General features: G+C 54.8%; 18 protein-coding genes and 1 riboswitch. Of the genes, 8 read left to right on the forward strand and 10 right to left on the reverse strand.

The genetic code is table 11. The annotated features are described in order from the left end of the window. Nucleotides 1-44 precede the first annotated feature (44 nt). From thiH to rsd, 7 genes are all read right to left on the reverse strand, one after another. Nucleotides 45-1,178, reverse strand: a complete 1,134-nt coding sequence (gene thiH / locus ACJHWT_RS21585) for a 2-iminoacetate synthase ThiH (protein WP_000847482.1) — start codon at nt 1,176-1,178, stop codon at nt 45-47. After that, nucleotides 1,175-1,945: a thiazole synthase gene (gene thiG, locus ACJHWT_RS21590; RefSeq protein WP_000944103.1), complete on the reverse strand. Its 771-nt coding sequence runs from the start codon at nt 1,943-1,945 to the stop codon at nt 1,175-1,177. Before thiG ends, thiH begins: the two co-directional genes overlap by 4 nt. 1 nt (nt 1,946) lies before the next feature. After that, complete coding sequence (thiS, locus tag ACJHWT_RS21595; protein WP_001166229.1) at nt 1,947-2,147, reverse strand: sulfur carrier protein ThiS; 201 nt, start codon at nt 2,145-2,147, stop codon at nt 1,947-1,949. Beyond that, nucleotides 2,131-2,886 (reverse strand): thiazole biosynthesis adenylyltransferase ThiF, encoded by a 756-nt coding sequence (gene thiF / locus ACJHWT_RS21600; RefSeq protein WP_001318171.1) that lies wholly within the window; start codon nt 2,884-2,886, stop codon nt 2,131-2,133. The genes thiS and thiF overlap by 17 nt, the downstream gene beginning before the upstream one ends. After that, entirely contained in the window at nt 2,879-3,514 is a 636-nt protein-coding gene (gene thiE, locus ACJHWT_RS21605; protein ID WP_000284606.1) for a thiamine phosphate synthase, read from the reverse strand. The genes thiF and thiE overlap by 8 nt, the downstream gene beginning before the upstream one ends. Beyond that, on the reverse strand, nt 3,514-5,409 hold the full coding sequence (thiC, locus tag ACJHWT_RS21610; RefSeq protein ID WP_001276901.1) for a phosphomethylpyrimidine synthase ThiC: 1,896 nt from the start codon (nt 5,407-5,409) through the stop codon (nt 3,514-3,516). Before thiC ends, thiE begins: the two co-directional genes overlap by 1 nt. 80 nt (nt 5,410-5,489) lie before the next feature. Continuing rightward, nucleotides 5,490-5,590, reverse strand: a riboswitch (TPP riboswitch). Nucleotides 5,591-5,641: 51 nt separating this feature from the next. After that, nucleotides 5,642-6,118: a sigma D regulator gene (gene rsd, locus ACJHWT_RS21615; RefSeq protein ID WP_000934302.1), complete on the reverse strand. Its 477-nt coding sequence runs from the start codon at nt 6,116-6,118 to the stop codon at nt 5,642-5,644. A 94-nt stretch (nt 6,119-6,212) separates the two neighbouring features. On the opposite strand from rsd, the gene nudC reads away from it, so the two are divergent. The 6 genes from nudC to ACJHWT_RS21645 all read left to right on the forward strand — a co-directional run bounded on the left by nudC (nt 6,213) and on the right by ACJHWT_RS21645 (nt 10,718). After that, nucleotides 6,213-6,986 carry an NAD(+) diphosphatase gene (gene nudC, locus ACJHWT_RS21620; protein ID WP_000373929.1) on the forward strand — a complete coding sequence of 258 codons (774 nt, stop codon included), beginning with the start codon at nt 6,213-6,215 and terminating at the stop codon, nt 6,984-6,986. Nucleotides 6,987-7,025: 39 nt separating this feature from the next. Then, nucleotides 7,026-8,090: a uroporphyrinogen decarboxylase gene (gene hemE, locus ACJHWT_RS21625; protein WP_000137657.1), complete on the forward strand. Its 1,065-nt coding sequence runs from the start codon at nt 7,026-7,028 to the stop codon at nt 8,088-8,090. A 156-nt stretch (nt 8,091-8,246) separates the two neighbouring features. Beyond that, nucleotides 8,247-8,918 (forward strand): deoxyribonuclease V, encoded by a 672-nt coding sequence (gene nfi, locus ACJHWT_RS21630; protein WP_000362388.1) that lies wholly within the window; start codon nt 8,247-8,249, stop codon nt 8,916-8,918. A gap of 42 nt (nt 8,919-8,960) precedes the next feature. After that, nucleotides 8,961-9,551 (forward strand): YjaG family protein, encoded by a 591-nt coding sequence (locus ACJHWT_RS21635; RefSeq protein WP_000941119.1) that lies wholly within the window; start codon nt 8,961-8,963, stop codon nt 9,549-9,551. 186 nt (nt 9,552-9,737) lie between these two features. Then, nucleotides 9,738-10,010 carry a nucleoid-associated protein HU-alpha gene (gene hupA / locus ACJHWT_RS21640; RefSeq protein WP_001044513.1) on the forward strand — a complete coding sequence of 91 codons (273 nt, stop codon included), beginning with the start codon at nt 9,738-9,740 and terminating at the stop codon, nt 10,008-10,010. Between the two features lie 12 nt (nt 10,011-10,022). Further along, the gene (locus tag ACJHWT_RS21645) at nt 10,023-10,718 is read left to right on the forward strand and encodes a DUF1481 domain-containing protein (protein ID WP_001300651.1); all 696 of its coding nucleotides are present in this window, start codon (nt 10,023-10,025) and stop codon (nt 10,716-10,718) included. A gap of 1 nt (nt 10,719) precedes the next feature. Here the strand turns inward: ACJHWT_RS21645 and zraP are convergent, their stop codons facing one another. Beyond that, complete coding sequence (zraP, locus tag ACJHWT_RS21650; RefSeq protein WP_001318172.1) at nt 10,720-11,145, reverse strand: zinc resistance sensor/chaperone ZraP; 426 nt, start codon at nt 11,143-11,145, stop codon at nt 10,720-10,722. A gap of 237 nt (nt 11,146-11,382) precedes the next feature. On the opposite strand from zraP, the gene zraS reads away from it, so the two are divergent. Continuing rightward, nucleotides 11,383-12,759 carry a two-component system sensor histidine kinase ZraS gene (gene zraS, locus ACJHWT_RS21655; protein WP_001211907.1) on the forward strand — a complete coding sequence of 459 codons (1,377 nt, stop codon included), beginning with the start codon at nt 11,383-11,385 and terminating at the stop codon, nt 12,757-12,759. After that, nucleotides 12,756-14,081 (forward strand): sigma-54-dependent response regulator transcription factor ZraR, encoded by a 1,326-nt coding sequence (gene zraR / locus ACJHWT_RS21660; protein ID WP_000148519.1) that lies wholly within the window; start codon nt 12,756-12,758, stop codon nt 14,079-14,081. Before zraS ends, zraR begins: the two co-directional genes overlap by 4 nt. Here zraR and purD read toward each other — a convergent pair. Both purD and purH read right to left on the reverse strand, forming a co-directional pair. After that, a complete protein-coding gene (purD, locus tag ACJHWT_RS21665) occupies nt 14,078-15,367 on the reverse strand; it encodes a phosphoribosylamine--glycine ligase (protein WP_000866823.1) in 1,290 nt (429 codons plus the stop codon). The two genes, zraR and purD, sit on opposite strands and share 4 nt — an antisense overlap. An 11-nt stretch (nt 15,368-15,378) precedes the next feature. Then, on the reverse strand, nt 15,379-16,968 hold the full coding sequence (gene purH / locus ACJHWT_RS21670; RefSeq protein WP_001187539.1) for a bifunctional phosphoribosylaminoimidazolecarboxamide formyltransferase/IMP cyclohydrolase: 1,590 nt from the start codon (nt 16,966-16,968) through the stop codon (nt 15,379-15,381). Nucleotides 16,969-17,509 lie beyond the last annotated feature (541 nt).

Raw genomic sequence — 17,509 nt, forward strand, 5'->3', positions numbered from 1 at the left:
CTTCCGTAGCGGCTCGGAATAAATTTACGTTCTTACATTCTGTCTCATGGCCTTTGCGAGGCGCGTCCCAGATAGCTGTCCCAGTCTTTCCATACCGGCTGCAAACCCTGAGCAGTTAACGCGGCAGCAACCGCTTCCGGTCTGCGATCGTCGTGCGGTGAGAACTGTTCCAGCTCGGGGTGATTGTCGGCATAGCCACCTGGCTGCGTTTTCGAAAAAGCGCTGACGTTATTAATTGCCAGCGGAATAACGCGATCGCGAAACCACGGTGATTCCCGCGTGGAGAGTGACAGTTCAATCTCCGGTGCAAGCAGCCGGAAGGCGCAGATGGTTTGCACTAACTGGCGTTCATCCATAATCGACGCAGGCTCAATGCCGCCAGTACATGGACGCAGGCGTGGGAAGGAGATAGAGTAGCGGCTTTGCCAGTAATGCTGTTGCAGCCATAGCAAATGTTCTGCAACCATATAGCAGTCAACGCGCCAGCTGTCGGAAAGGCCAATTAGCGCGCCGAGGCCTATCTTATCAATCCCCGCACGGCCCAGCCGATCCGGCGTTTCCAGCCGCCAGAAGAAGTCCTGTTTTTTGCCTTTCAGATGATGGCGGGCATAAGTCGCCTCGTGATATGTCTCCTGATAAACCATCACGCCATCCAGACCAAGTTGCTTTAACTCGGCGTATTCCGTCTCCGCCAGCGGCTGTACTTCCATCTGTAGTGAAGAGAACTGTTCACGCAGGGCAGGGAGATGACGACGAAAGTAATCCATCCCCACTTTCGCCTGATGTTCACCAGTGACTAAAAGCAGATGTTCAAAGCCCATCTCCCGTATAGCGGCGCTTTCCCTGGCAATATCCGCTTCATCCAGCGTTTTGCGCTTGATGCGGTTGCTCATAGAGAATCCGCAGTACGTGCAGTCGTTAGCGCAAAGATTGGAAAGATAAAGCGGGACGTAGAAGCTGACGACGTTGCCAAATCGCTGACGGGTCAGACGCTGCGCCCGTTGGGCCAGTGGTTCCAGATAGCCACTGGCGGCTGGCGATAACAGCGCCATCATATCGTCGCGGGTGAGTTGCGAGACATTTAGCGCCCGCTCTACGTCAGCAGCCGTTTTGCCGTTGATACGCAGGCGGATGTTGTCCCAGTCCAGTTGTCGCCAGCGATCGCTGAAGGTTTTCATGCCGATGCCTCCAGAAATCCGGTCAGCGGGCTGGTGGCATGAGCAAAATGACTGCGGCTGCCCGGTCCGGACTGCCGTGCCAGCAGGCCTGCTTCTACTGCCAGACGAAATGCCTTCGCCATGTTGACGGGATCGTCCGCGACGGCAATCGCCGTATTCACTAACACCGCGTCGGCCCCCATTTCCAGCGCCTGCGCGGCATGGCTGGGAACGCCGATGCCAGCATCGACAACCACCGGAACCGTGGCCTGCTGGATAATAATCTCCAGCATGGCGCGGGTTTCCAGTCCCTGATTCGAGCCAATCGGCGCGCCGAGCGGCATCACCGCTGCACAGCCGACTTCTTCCAGACGTTTACACAATACCGGATCGGCCCCGCAGTAAGGCAGCACGACAAATCCCTGTTGTACCAGCGTTTCGGCGGCTTTCAGGGTTTCGATGGGATCGGGCAACAGCCAGCGGGCGTCAGGGTGAATCTCTAATTTTAGCCAGTTTGTGCCTAATGCTTCACGTGCCAGATGGGCGGCGAAAATGGCTTCTTCCGCTGTTTTCGCCCCGGAAGTATTCGGCAGCAGGGTCACACCCGCCGCGATAAGCGGTTCGAGGATAGCGTCGTTGTGCTGGCGCAAGTCGACACGTTTCATCGCCAGCGTCACCAGCTGGCTGCCGGAAGCGCGGATCGCCTCCACCATCAGTTGTGAAGAAGCGAATTTCCCGGTGCCGGTAAACAGATGTGAATCAAACGTTTTGTCCGCAATACGTAACATCTCAACCCCCTGCAATAACCTGAAAAAGCAGGATCTGGTCGCCATCCTGCACGATATGTTGCGCCCATTGATCACGCGGGACGATTTGCTGATTAATCGCCAGAGCCGCGCCCGCTTGTCGTTGGTCGAGTTGCTCCAGTAGTTCGTGAACAGTTTGCCCGGCGGCGCACTGCATCGGTTGATCGTTAAACAGGATCTGCATTGCTTCCTCCGCATACCGGGCAACCACTGGCGCGGCGCAACGCCAGGCTGCGCCACTGGCTAGACTTACCGTCGAACAGTCGGAGTTCTCCCGCAGGCGTCTCTATACCGCTTAATAACTTAATGGCTTCCAGTGCCTGCAAAGTGCCCATAACCCCGACCACCGGGCCAACCACGCCCGCCGTGCGGCAGTTGCGTTCTGGCTCCTGGTTATCTGGCCACAGGCAGCGGTAACACCCCTGCTCCCAGGGCGGCGTCAGTACCATCAACTGACCGCCAAATCCGACCGCGCTGGCGGTGATAAGCGGTGTGTTGAGTGCCACGCAGGCGGCATTAATCTCCTGGCGAGTCGCCATATTGTCGGTACAGTCGAGCACCACATCGGCTTGTGCAACCGCATCTTTTAACGCCTCACCCGTTAACCGTTGTTGTAATGCTGTCAGTTGAATATCGGGATTCAACTGTGTCAGTCGCTGATGGCTGACCTGCGATTTCGGGCGATCGATATCTTCAGTGGTAAAGAGGATTTGTCGTTGCAGATTGCTTAAATGCACATCGTCGTCATCTGCCAGTACCAGCGTCCCGACGCCAGCGCCCGCCAGGTATAGCGCAGCAGGTGTACCCAGCCCGCCAAGACCGATAATCAGCACCTGGCTGTCGAGCAGTTTTTGCTGCCCGTCAAGAGCGATATCGTCGAGCAGGATTTGGCGGCTATAACGCATAAAGTCACGGTCATTCATCGCCAACTCCTGCAATTTCCAGCAACTGTGCCGTTGCCAAACGCCAGTCTGCGGCTTGAGTAATGGCGCTGACAACGGCGATACTGCCGACACCCGTCGCCATTACCGCTGGCGCGCGCGGCAGACTGATACCGCCAATCGCCACGGTGGGATAATCCGCCAGGCGCTCAACATGCCGTGCCAGCTGTTCCAGCCCCTGCGGTGCAGAAGGCATCTGTTTGGTTTGCGTCGGGAACACATGTCCCAGCGCGATATAAGAAGGACGTGCTGCCAGCGCGACGTCGATTTCCATATCATCATGTGTCGAAACGCCCAGCCGCAGACCAGCCGCGCGGATGGCGCTGAGATCGGTGGCTTGCAAATCTTCCTGCCCCAGATGGACGCCATATGCCTGATGCTTGATCGCCAGCCGCCAGTAATCGTTGATAAACAATCGCGCGTTATAGCGGCGGCCCAGCGCAATTGCCGCCACGACATCGGCTTCCACCTCTTCATCGCGCCGATCTTTGATGCGTAGCTGGAGAGTACGCACGCCTGCATCCAACAGACGTTCGATCCACTGTACGCTGTCCACCACCGGGTACAGTCCTAAACGAAAAGGTACAGGAGGAAAATCAGGCTGATACATCACGCTTCCTCCTTACGCAGGTAGATTTCTCCGCCTCTGGCGCGGAAGTTCTCCGACATATCCGCCATTCCCACTTCAATGGTTTGCGCGGCGGCGTAATCACGCACTTCCTGGCTGATTTTCATCGAGCAGAATTTCGGCCCACACATGGAGCAAAAATGGGCGACTTTACCGGACTCTTGCGGCAGGGTTTCATCGTGATAAGCGCGGGCGGTAAACGGGTCGAGGGCCAGATTAAACTGGTCTTCCCAGCGAAATTCGAAGCGGGCTTTCGACATGGCGTTATCGCGAATTTGCGCGCCCGGATGCCCTTTCGCCAGGTCAGCGGCGTGGGCGGCAATCTTATAGGTGATAAGCCCCTGCTTAACATCTTCTTTATTAGGCAGACCCAGATGCTCTTTTGGCGTTACGTAACAGAGCATCGCGCAGCCAAACCAGCCAATCATCGCCGCACCAATCCCCGACGTGAAGTGGTCATAACCCGGCGCGATATCGGTAGTTAGCGGCCCCAGAGTGTAAAACGGCGCTTCGTGGCAGTGCTCTAACTCCTCGGTCATATTGCGGCGGATCATCTGCATCGGCACGTGGCCTGGGCCTTCAATCATCACCTGTACGTCATATTCCCAGGCGATTTTGGTCAGTTCACCCAGCGTATGCAGCTCGGCAAATTGCGCTTCATCGTTGGCGTCCTGAACAGAACCGGGGCGCAGACCGTCGCCCAGCGACAGCGAAACGTCATAAGCGGCACAGATTTCACAAATTTCGCGGAAGTGTTGATAGAGGAAATTTTCCTGATGATGGGAGAGGCACCATTTCGCCATAATCGAACCGCCGCGAGAGACGATACCAGTCAGGCGTTTCGCGGTCATCGGCACATAGCGCAGCAGTACGCCCGCATGGATAGTGAAGTAATCCACACCTTGCTCGGCCTGTTCCAGCAGCGTGTCGCGGAACGCTTCCCAGGTAAGATCTTCGGCGATCCCGTTAACCTTCTCCAGCGCCTGGTAGATCGGCACTGTACCGATCGGCACCGGGCTGTTACGCAAAATCCACTCGCGGGTTTCGTGAATATAGCGACCGGTGGAGAGATCCATCACCGTATCCGCTCCCCAGCGCGTGGACCATACCAGCTTTTCCACTTCTTCTTCGATGGAAGAGGTGACCGCCGAGTTGCCGATATTGGCGTTAACTTTTACCAGGAAATTGCGACCAATAATCATCGGCTCCGATTCCGGATGATTAATGTTGGCCGGGATAATCGCGCGTCCGGCAGCAACTTCATCACGGACAAATTCCGCAGTGATATTTTCCGGCAGACGTGCGCCAAAGCTCATTCCCGGATGCTGGTGGCGTAAAACTTCGCTACGTATGCGCTCGCGACCCATATTCTCGCGAATGGCGATGAATTCCATTTCGGGCGTGATGATGCCCCGGCGGGCGTAGTGCAGTTGGGTGACGCGACGTCCTGCTTTGGCGCGCTTTGGGGTTAATACGCCGCTAAAACGTAGCTCGTCGAGGCCATCATCTGCCAGCCGCGCTTTAGTGTAATCGGAACTGCGAACGGTAAGTTCTTCGGTATCGCCGCGCGCATCGATCCACGGCTGACGTAGTTTTGCCAGCCCTTGCTGCACGTTAATGGCGATCTGTGGATCGCCATACGGGCCGGAGGTGTCGTAGACCGGAATCGCTTCGTTTTCTTCAAACTGCGGCTGTTCTTTGCTACCGCCAATTAGCGTCGGGCTAAGCTGGATCTCACGCATCGGCACGCGCACGCCGGGTTGTGTGCCAGTGATATAAATGCGTTTTGAGTTGGGAAAGGCGGTGCCTTCCAGGGTGTCGATAAAATGTTGGGCCTGGGCGCGTTGTTCGCGGCGGGTCAGTTTTGTTGCAGACATAGCTCATTCCAAAAAGTTAAGGACGTGGCTTGTCAGACGACGGATGAAGCAAGAGACGATCGCCGCAAAGGCGATGCGATAGCAGATTAACTCTTGTTCCCTTCGCAGGTATTAGCCTGATCAGGTTCCGCGGATCCCGAATAAACGGTCTCAGCCAGTTAAGGCACTCCGACAAGAAATTAGCCCCACAAACGGGGCGTTGAATGTAAATTACGCGTTAACAGCGCAGAACTCAAGCAGGATGTTTGACGCGGGCGGCGTCAAGCACCAGCAGAATCAGCTTATCTTCCAGCACAAAGCGCGCTTCCAGCGCCTCGCCGATGTCAGATAAAACCTGTTGAAACTCAAGGTAATTATCATGATCGATGGCGGTTTCCAGGCTGGAATCGTAGTAATCCATAATCTGTTGGGTATTGGCTTCGAGTTGCGGCCAAATCTTCGCGGCGCGCGCGAGTTGCCCGTTGCCTTCCAGCTTATGAAGAATGCGCTCATAAATACTGAAATGCCCGGCAGACAAGTAATCGACCAGGCTCTGACAAAAATCATCAAGGGCTTTTTCGTTTAGCCTCATGTACGATTCTTTGCCAGGCTTAATGCCAACCAGATTGTAGTAAGCCACGAGCAGATGCTTACGTACATGTAGCCAGCGATCAACCAGTTTGTTACTTCCTCTGACGCGCTCCGTCAGGTTATCGAGCTGGTTAAGCATGATTGACTCCGCAAGTTTGTATTCAAAAACTGCTCAGTGAGAAATGTAAAAACCATGTTAAACATGCCAGTGATGCAAAGGTAGTGCAAGAGCTATGGATCGTATAATTGAAAAATTAGATCACGGCTGGTGGGTCGTCAGCCATGAACAAAAATTATGGTTGCCGAAGGGAGAATTGCCATATGGCGAAGCGGCAAATTTCGATCTTGTGGGTCAGCGCGCACTACAAATCGGCGAATGGCAGGGGGAACCTGTTTGGTTAATACAACAGCAGCGTCGTCACGATATGGGGTCGGTACGTCAGGTCATTGATCTCGATGTTGGGCTGTTTCAACTGGCCGGACGTGGCGTGCAACTGGCGGAGTTTTACCGATCGCATAAATACTGTGGTTACTGCGGGCATGAAATGTATCCAAGCAAAACCGAATGGGCGATGCTGTGCAGCCATTGCCGTGAGCGTTACTACCCGCAAATCGCCCCCTGCATTATTGTTGCCATCCGTCGCGATGATTCGATCCTCCTTGCCCAGCATACCCGCCATCGCAACGGTGTCCATACGGTACTTGCCGGATTCGTCGAAGTGGGCGAAACCCTCGAGCAGGCGGTCGCGCGGGAAGTGATGGAAGAGAGCGGAATTAAAGTTAAAAACTTGCGTTATGTGACTTCCCAGCCGTGGCCGTTTCCTCAGTCTTTAATGACCGCGTTTATGGCGGAATATGACAGCGGCGACATCGTGATCGACCCGAAAGAATTGCTCGAGGCGAACTGGTATCGCTATGACGATTTGCCGTTACTCCCGCCGCCCGGCACCGTAGCGCGCCGTCTGATAGAAGATACGGTGGCGATGTGTCGGGCAGAGTATGAGTGATGATACACTGACCGCCTGACGCACTAAGGAACAGCCAAAATGACCGAACTTAAAAACGATCGTTATCTGCGGGCGCTGCTGCGCCAGCCCGTTGATGTCACTCCAGTATGGATGATGCGCCAGGCGGGTCGCTATCTACCGGAATATAAAGCCACGCGCGCCCAGGCGGGCGATTTTATGTCGCTGTGCAAAAACGCCGAGCTGGCGTGCGAAGTGACTTTGCAACCGCTGCGTCGCTACCCGCTGGATGCGGCGATCCTCTTTTCCGATATCCTCACCGTGCCGGACGCGATGGGGTTAGGGCTCTATTTTGAAGCCGGAGAAGGTCCGCGTTTTACCTCGCCAGTCACCTGCAAAGCCGACGTCGATAAACTGCCAATTCCGGACCCGGAAGATGAGCTGGGTTACGTGATGAACGCGGTGCGTACCATTCGTCGCGAACTGAAAGGCGAAGTGCCGCTGATTGGTTTTTCCGGCAGCCCGTGGACGCTGGCGACCTATATGGTGGAAGGCGGCAGCAGCAAAGCCTTCACCGTGATCAAAAAAATGATGTATGCCGATCCGCAGGCGCTGCACGCGCTACTCGATAAACTGGCGAAAAGCGTCACTTTGTATCTGAATGCGCAGATTAAAGCCGGTGCTCAGGCAGTGATGATTTTCGACACCTGGGGCGGCGTGCTTACCGGGCGCGATTATCAACAGTTCTCGCTTTATTACATGCATAAAATTGTTGATGGTTTACTGCGTGAAAACGACGGTCGCCGCGTACCGGTCACGCTGTTTACCAAAGGCGGCGGACAGTGGCTGGAAGCCATGGCAGAAACCGGTTGCGATGCGCTGGGCCTCGACTGGACAACGGACATCGCCGATGCGCGCCGTCGCGTGGGCAATAAAGTCGCGTTGCAGGGCAATATGGATCCGTCGATGCTGTACGCGCCGCCAGCCCGCATTGAAGAAGAAGTAGCGACTATACTTGCAGGTTTCGGTCACGGTGAAGGTCATGTCTTTAACCTTGGCCACGGCATTCATCAGGATGTGCCGCCAGAACATGCTGGCGTGTTTGTGGAGGCAGTGCATCGGTTATCTGAACAGTATCACCGCTAAGAGCCTGGTCCATCAGGCTATTTTATTTGCCATTTTGAGGCCGGGCAGTGCTCAAAATCCTCACGTACTACGTGTACGCTCCGGTTTTTCCGCGCTGTCCGGCCTCAAACTGCCTTCAACAATTACGCCTGGTGGACCAGGCTCTAAGGAGCGATTATGGATCTCGCGTCATTACGCGCTCAACAAATCGAACTGGCTTCTTCTGTGATCCGCGAGGATCGACTCGATAAAGATCCGCCGGATCTGATCGCCGGAGCCGATGTCGGATTTGAGCAGGGCGGAGAAGTGACGCGAGCGGCGATGGTGCTGCTGAAATACCCCTCGCTTGAGCTGGTGGAGTATAAAGTGGCCCGCATCGCCACCACCATGCCTTACATTCCAGGTTTTCTCTCCTTCCGCGAATATCCTGCGCTGCTGGCAGCGTGGGAGATGCTGTCGCAAAAGCCGGATTTAGTGTTTGTCGATGGTCACGGGATCTCGCATCCTCGCCGTCTTGGCGTCGCCAGCCACTTTGGTTTGCTGGTGGATGTGCCAACGATAGGCGTGGCGAAAAAACGGCTCTGCGGTAAATTCGAACCGCTCTCCAGTGAACCGGGCGCGCTGGCACCGCTGATGGATAAAGGCGAGCAGCTGGCCTGGGTCTGGCGCAGCAAAGCGCGCTGTAACCCGTTGTTTATCGCTACCGGCCATCGGGTCAGCGTAGACAGCGCGCTGGCGTGGGTACAACGCTGCATGAAAGGCTATCGTCTGCCGGAGCCAACGCGCTGGGCGGACGCGGTGGCCTCGGAACGTCCGGCGTTCGTGCGCTATACAGCAAATCAGCCCTAATTCAGGTAAACTGCGGATAATTTCCGTATTTGAGAACTCAACATGTTACAAAACCCAATTCATCTGCGTCTGGAGCGCCTGGAAAGCTGGCAGCACGTCACTTTTATGGCCTGCTTATGCGAACGCATGTACCCCAATTACGCCGTATTCTGTCAGCAAACTGGTTTTGGTGATGGGCAAATTTACCGCCGTATTCTCGATCTCATCTGGGAAACGCTGACCGTCAAAGACGCAAAAGTAAATTTCGACAGCCAACTGGAGAAATTTGAAGAAGCGATTCCTTCAGCCGACGATTTCGATCTGTACGGCGTTTATCCGGCAATCGATGCCTGCGTGGCGTTAAGTGAACTGGTCCATTCGCGTTTGAGTGGTGAAACGCTCGAACACGCGGTGGAAGTGAGTAAGACCTCCATCACGACCGTTGCGATGCTGGAAATGACTCAGGCTGGTCGCGAAATGAGCGATGAAGAGCTCAAAGAAAACCCAGCTGTAGAGCAAGAATGGGACATTCAGTGGGAAATATTCCGACTTTTAGCTGAGTGCGAAGAACGCGATATCGAGCTGATAAAAGGCCTTAGGGCAGACCTGCGTGAGGCGGGTGAGAGCAATATTGGTATAATTTTTCAGCAATAAGACCAGAAAACGTGATTTAACGCCTGATTTGTCGTACCTGGAGTCTTCCCTTTCGCCCCCCGTCTGGTCTACATTTGGGGGGCGAAAAAAAGTGGCTATCGGTGCGTGTATGCAGGAGAGTGCTATTCTGGCATTTCCGTCGCACTCGATGCTTAGCAAGCGATAAACACATTGTAAGGATAACTTATGAACAAGACTCAACTGATTGATGTAATTGCAGAGAAAGCAGAACTGTCCAAAACCCAGGCTAAAGCTGCTCTGGAGTCCACTCTGGCTGCAATTACTGAGTCTCTGAAAGAAGGCGATGCTGTACAACTGGTTGGTTTCGGTACCTTCAAAGTGAACCACCGCGCTGAGCGTACTGGCCGCAACCCGCAGACCGGTAAAGAAATCAAAATTGCCGCAGCTAACGTACCGGCATTTGTTTCTGGCAAGGCACTGAAAGACGCAGTTAAGTAAGATTGCGTGGCAGTGAACAGTTTTAACGAAGGGGTGGTTTCACCCCTTTTGTCTTTCTGGCGTCGATCATTGATGCTGGCAGGTGCGCTGTTTCTCACTGCCTGTAGCCACAACTCTTCACTTCCTCCCTTTACCGCCAGTGGATTTGCTGAAGACCAGGGCGCGGTACGCATCTGGCGAAAAGACAGCGGCGATAATGTGCATCTGCTTGCCGTGTTTAGCCCGTGGCGCAGTGGCGATACCACCACGCGAGAGTATCGCTGGCAGGGCGATAACCTTACGCTCATCAATATCAATGTTTACAGCAAACCGCCGGTGAACATTCGCGCGCGTTTTGACGATCGCGGCGATCTGAGCTTTATGCAACGTGAATCCGATGGGGAAAAGCAGCAGCTTTCTAACGACCAAATCGATTTATACCGTTATCGTGCTGATCAGATCCGCCAGATTAGCGATGCCTTACGTCAGGGAAGAGTCGTGCTGCGCCAGGGGCGCTGGCATGCGATGGAACAGACCGTGACCACCTGCGAAGGGCAAACCATTAAACCTGATTTAGATTCGCAGGCGATAGCGCATATCGAGCGCCGCCAGAGCCGCTCTTCTGTTGATGTCAGCGTGGCATGGCTGGAAGCGCCCGAAGGTTCGCAATTACTGTTAGTGGCAAACTCTGATTTCTGTCGCTGGCAACCCAACGAGAAAACGTTCTGATTTACCAGTGGCCCATACCCATATGACTGCCACCACCGCAGCCGCCGTAGCCCATGCCCATTCCGGTACCGCGCGGAATACCCGCTTCAGCCATCGCAATATCTCGTTTCACCCGTAATTCATCTAACGACTGGTGCAAATTCTCCATCTCTTTGGCGACCGCGTTAATTTTGCTGCTATCCGGTGGGTTCGCGGCTAACAGGGCGTTGTATTCATAACGCTTCGTCACCAGTTGCTGTTGCAGTGCGCTGCTTTGAGCGTAAAAGTCATTATGGATTTTCTGCCACGCTGTCTGTTGTTCGCTGGTCAAAGGCGCGGCATTTTGCTGCCACATACCGTGTCCGCCGTGAGCAAATGCCGATGTCGATCCCATCGCCATTGCTGAAAGCGCCATCATTACCAGGGCAATTTTCGTGTTCCGTTTCATGGTTAATCCTCCAGTGGTTGTCTTACTTCGGGTATTGCATCTTCCGTGCCAACGATGAAACGCTGATATGACGGGTAATCTGGCATGATAAACGAGTAAAAATGACTCGCCTGCTGCGGGTAGCGAGTCATTTTTACTCATTGAAACTTAAGCCTTTGTGTTACAGCGCAGGGTAAGCGCTGATAAAAGATGGCATGATTTCTGCTGTCAGAAAGGGATGAGCAGGCAAAGAAGAAGATGCGTTTTATGCAACGTTCTAAAGACTCCTTAGCTAAATGGTTAAGCGCGATCCTCCCCGTGGTCATTGTTGGGCTGGTGGGGCTGTTTGCGGTGACAGTGATTCGCGATTACGGGCGCGAGACTGCAGCCGCCAGACAAACGCTGCTGGAAAAAGGCAGTGTACTTATCCGTGCTCTCGAATCCGGCTCGCGCGTCGGCATGGGGATGCGCATGCATCATGCGCAGCAGCAGGCATTACTGGAAGAAATGGCCGGGCAGCCTGGTGTACGTTGGTTTGCGGTCACGGATGAACAAGGAACAATCGTGATGCATAGCAACTCCGGCATGGTGGGAAAACAGCTTTATTCCCCGCAGGAAATGCAGCAGTTACATCCGGGAGATGAAGAAGCGTGGCGGCGGATCGATAGCGCAGACGGCGAGCCTGTTCTGGAAATTTATCGCCAGTTTCAACCGATGTTTGCTGCTGGAATGCACCGGATGCGCCATATGCAGCAGTATGCCGCGACACCACAAGCAATTTTTATCGCTTTCGACGCCAGTAACATTGTGAGTGCCGAAGATCGTGAGCAGAGAAACACCCTGATTATCCTCTTCGCCCTGGCGACGGTCTTGCTGGCAAGCGTGTTGTCATTCTTCTGGTATCGCCGATATCTGCGCTCGGGCCAGCTGTTGCAGGATGAAATGAAGCGCAAAGAGAAGCTGGTGGCACTGGGGCATCTTGCGGCAGGCGTTGCCCACGAAATCCGTAACCCACTTTCCTCGATTAAAGGGCTGGCGAAATACTTTGCCGAACGCGCGCCAGCAGGGGGAGAAGCGCATCAACTGGCGCAGGTGATGGCGAAAGAAGCTGACCGTTTAAACCGCGTGGTAAGCGAGTTGCTGGAACTGGTTAAGCCAACGCATCTGGCTTTGCAGGCGGTGGAACTCAACACGCTGATTAGCCACTCATTACAGCTGGTAAGCCAGGATGCAAACAGCCGGGAGATCCAGTTACGCTTTACCGCCAACGACACATTACCGGAAATTCAGGCCGATCCGGACAGGCTGACTCAGGTCCTGTTGAATCTCTATCTCAACGCTATTCAGGCGATTGGTCAGCATGGCGTGATTAGCGTGACGGCCAGCGAAAGCGGCGCGGGCGTGAAAATCAGCGTTACCGACAGCGGTAAGGGAATTGCGGCGGATCAGCTTGAAGCCATCTTCACCCCGTATTTCACCACGAAGGCCGAAGGCACCGGACTGGGGCTGGCGGTCGTGCATAATATTGTTGAACAACACGGTGGTACAATTCAGGTCGTAAGCCAGGAGGGAAAAGGCGCAACGTTCACCCTCTGGCTTCCGGTCACTATTACGCGTAAGGACCCACAAGGATGACGCACGATAATATCGATATTCTGGTGGTGGATGATGACATTAGCCACTGCACTATTTTGCAGGCTTTGCTGCGCGGCTGGGGCTATAACGTCGCGCTGGCTAACAGCGGGCGACAGGCGCTGGAGCAGGTGCGGGAACAGGTTTTTGATCTTGTGCTTTGCGATGTGCGAATGGCAGAGATGGACGGCATTGCCACGCTAAAAGAGATCAAAGCGTTAAATCCGGCGATTCCGGTACTGATTATGACCGCGTACTCCAGCGTCGAGACGGCGGTAGAAGCGTTGAAAACCGGGGCGCTGGATTATCTCATCAAGCCGCTGGATTTCGATAACCTGCAGGCGACGCTGGAAAAGGCGCTCGCACATACGCACAGTATTGATGCTGAAACGCCTGTGGTGACTGCCAGCCAGTTCGGTATGGTCGGTAAAAGCCCGGCGATGCAACACCTGCTCAGTGAAATCGCCCTCGTCGCGCCATCGGAAGCCACGGTGCTGATCCACGGCGATTCCGGCACCGGTAAAGAGCTGGTCGCAAGGGCGATTCACGCCAGTAGCGCACGGAGTGAAAAACCACTGGTAACGCTCAACTGTGCGGCACTCAACGAATCCTTGCTGGAATCTGAATTGTTCGGTCACGAAAAAGGGGCGTTTACCGGAGCCGATAAACGCCGGGAAGGGCGCTTTGTTGAGGCGGACGGCGGCACGCTGTTTCTCGATGAAATTGGCGATATCTCGCCGATGATGCAGGTTCGTCTGCTGCGTGCGATTCAGGAGCGCGAAGTTCAGCGTGTCGGCAGCAACCAGACCATCTCGGTTGATGTCCGGCTGATTGCGGCGACTCATCGCGATCTTGCCGCAGAGGTGAATGCCGGGCGTTTTCGCCAGGATCTCTACTATCGCCTGAACGTGGTGGCGATTGAAGTTCCGTCGCTGCGTCAGCGGCGGGAAGATATTCCTCTGCTGGCAAACCATTTTCTTCAGCGCTTTGCCGAGCGTAATCGTAAGGCGGTAAAAGGTTTTACGCCCCAGGCGATGGATCTGCTGATTCACTACGACTGGCCGGGAAATATTCGTGAACTGGAAAACACGGTGGAACGGGCGGTGGTGCTGCTGACCGGGGAATATATTTCCGAACGCGAGCTGCCGCTGGCGATTGCGAGTACGCCGATCCCGCTGGTACAAAGTCAGGATATTCAGCCGCTGGTGGAAGTCGAAAAAGAGGTGATTCTTGCGGCACTGGAGAAAACGGGCGGCAACAAAACCGAAGCCGCCCGTCAGTTAGGGATCACGCGCAAAACGCTCTTGGCAAAACTGTCGCGTTAGTTCTGCTCGCGTTCGATAGCGCGCCAGCCGATATCTTTCCGGCAGAAGCAGTCGTCCCAATGGATATCGGTCATTAAGGCATAAGCGCGTTTCTGCGCTTCTGCCACGGTATGACCCAGCGCGGTGACGCACAGTACGCGCCCGCCGCTGGTCACTACCTGCTCGTCATCCGCCAGTTTCGTGCCCGCGTGGAACACTTTGCCGTCAGACACTTCTTCCAGCGGCAGGCCGTGGATCACATCGCCGGTGTGGTAATCGCCCGGATATCCACCCGCAGCCATCACCACGCCGAGAGAAGCGCGTTCATCCCACTCGGACGTTTTCTCGTCCAGCTTGCCTTCACAGGCCGCCAGGCAAAGCTCAACCAGATCGGACTTCATGCGCAGCATAATCGGCTGGGTTTCTGGATCGCCAAAGCGGCAGTTAAATTCAATAACCTTCGGATTGCCCTGTTTGTCGATCATCAGGCCCGCGTAGAGAAAACCGGTGTAGGTGTTGCCTTCCGCCGCCATGCCTTTCACGGTTGGCCAGATGATACGTTCCATCGTGCGCTGATGAACTTCATCGGTCACCACTGGCGCAGGGGAGTAAGCGCCCATCCCGCCGGTGTTCGGCCCGGTATCTTTATCGCCTACGCGTTTGTGATCCTGGCTGGTGGCCATCGGCAGCACATGCTCACCGTCCACCATCACGATAAAGCTCGCTTCTTCGCCGTCGAGGAACTCTTCGATAACGATGCGATGCCCCGCGTCGCCAAAAGCGTTGCCCGCCAGCATATCGTGAACAGCCGCTTCCGCTTCTTCCTGCGTCATCGCCACGATAACGCCTTTCCCGGCAGCCAGACCGTCAGCTTTAATGACGATTGGCGCGCCTTTCTCACGCAGATACGCCAGCGCAGGTTCTACCTCGGTGAAGTTCTGGTATTCCGCCGTAGGGATCTGATGGCGGGCCAGGAAATCCTTGGTAAACGCTTTCGAGCCTTCCAGCTGCGCGGCACCTGCGGTTGGGCCGAAGATTTTCAGCCCGGCGGCGCGGAAGGTATCCACCACGCCTTTCACCAGCGGCGCTTCCGGGCCGACGATGGTTAGATCGATCTTTTCGTTTTGCGCGAAATCCAGCAGCGCCGGGATATCGGTTACGCCGATAGCGACGTTTTGCAGTGCAGGCTCCAGCGCAGTGCCTGCGTTACCCGGAGCAACAAAAACAGTTTCAACCAGCGGCGACTGGGCCGCTTTCCAGGCCAGCGCGTGCTCGCGCCCGCCGTTACCAATCACTAATACTTTCATCTATTGCTCCATTAATGGCGGAAGTGGCGCATGTCGGTGAAGAGCATTGCAATACCGTGCTCGTCGGCGGCGGCAATCACTTCGTCATCACGGATAGAACCGCCAGGCTGGATTACGCAGGTCACGCCCGCAGCGGCGGCGGCATCAATACCGTCGCGGAACGGGAAGAACGCGTCAGAAGCCATCGAGGAACCTTTCACTTCCAGACCTTCATCGGCAGCTTTAATACCGGCGATTTTTGCGGAGTACACGCGGCTCATCTGGCCCGCGCCAATCCCGATGGTCATATTGTTTTTGGCATAGACGATAGCATTGGATTTCACGAACTTCGCCACTTTCCAGCAGAACAGCGCATCACGCAGTTCCTGTTCGGTCGGCTGACGTTTGGTGACGACGCGCAGTTCTTCTGCACCGACCATCCCCAGGTCTCGATCCTGAACCAGCAGACCGCCGTTCACGCGTTTGAAATCAAGGCCCGGAACACGCTCGCCCCACTGACCGCAGGTCAGGACGCGCACGTTCTGTTTGGCGGCGGTGATTTTCAGGGCTTCTTCGCTGGCGGATGGCGCAATGATCACTTCAACAAACTGACGAGAAATGATGGCCTGTGCGGTTTCCGCATCCAGCTCGCGGTTAAAGGCGATAATGCCGCCGAACGCGGAGGTTGGGTCGGTTTTGTACGCGCGATCGTAAGCATCAAGAATGGAATGGCCGATAGCCACGCCGCAAGGGTTGGCGTGCTTCACAATCACACATGCCGGCTCGGCGAACTCTTTCACGCACTCCAGCGCCGCATCGGTATCGGCGATGTTGTTATAAGAGAGGGCTTTACCCTGAACCTGGGTTGCGGTAGCAACGGAGGCTTCTTTCACATTCTCTTCTATATAGAAGGCAGCCTGCTGGTGGCTGTTCTCGCCGTAACGCATATCCTGCTTCTTAATGAAGTTCAGGTTCAGCGTGCGTGGGAAGCGACCGGCGGCTTCTTTGCTTTCACCGTGGTAAGCCGGAACCATGCTGCCGAAGTAGTTGGCAATCATGCTGTCGTAGGCGGCGGTGTGTTCGAAGGCTTTAATGGCAAGGTCAAAGCGAGTTTCCAGAGTCAGGGAGCCTTCATTGGCATCTATCTCTTTAATAATGGCGTCGTAGTCGCTGCTCTTCACCACGATGGCGACATCTTTATGGTTCTTGGCGGCAGAGCGCACCATCGTTGGGCCGCCGATATCGATGTTCTCAACCGCATCTTCCAGCGAGCAACCTTCACGGGCAACGGTCTGGGCGAACGGATACAGGTTAACAACCACCATATCGATAGGCTGGATCTGATGTTCTTCCATAATGGCATCGTCCTGGCCGCGACGACCCAGAATGCCACCATGTACTTTCGGATGCAGGGTCTTCACGCGTCCATCCATCATCTCTGGGAAACCGGTGTAATCGGAAACTTCGGTTACCGGCAGACCTTTTTCTGCTAACAGACGGGCAGTGCCCCCTGTAGACAGCAGCTCCACACCGCGTGCGGAAAGTGCCTGGGCGAATTCGACGATACCGGCTTTGTCAGAAACACTGAGCAGAGCGCGGCGGACTGGACGACGTTGTTGCATGGTAAATCCCCTGGATTTGACTATTACAGAGAGCGTTAGCTGAATTTTTCGCGAAAAACTCAGCTAACGCCCCTAACGGGGCATCCTTATTTTTCGCCCGCATTGTAACGAAAACGTTTGCGCAACGCTCGCGAATTTTTCTCTTTCAATGGTGATCACAATTTTGACAGTGGTTGCCGTGGGAAAAATACAGAAATTACATTGATGATTGTGGATAACTCTGTGCGTAAAAAGGTATAAAGCGGGGTTTTGCTGGGGAATGCAGCAGTCAGTCATTTTTCTGCAATTTTTCTATTGCGGCCTGCGGAGAACTCCCTATAATGCGCCTCCATCGACACGGCGGATGTGAATCACTTCACACAAACAGCCGGTTCGGTTGAAGAGAAAAAACCCTGAAATTCAGGGTTGACTCTGAAAGAGGAAAGCGTAGTATACGCCACCTCGCGACAGTGAGCTGAAAGCCGCGTCGCAACTGCTCTTTAACAATTTATCAGACAATCTGTGTGGGCACTCGAAGATACGGATTCTTAACGTCGCAAGA

Source organism: Escherichia sp. WS338 (genome assembly GCF_046486405.1).
GTDB classification, from domain to species: Bacteria; Pseudomonadota; Gammaproteobacteria; order Enterobacterales; family Enterobacteriaceae; genus Escherichia; species Escherichia coli.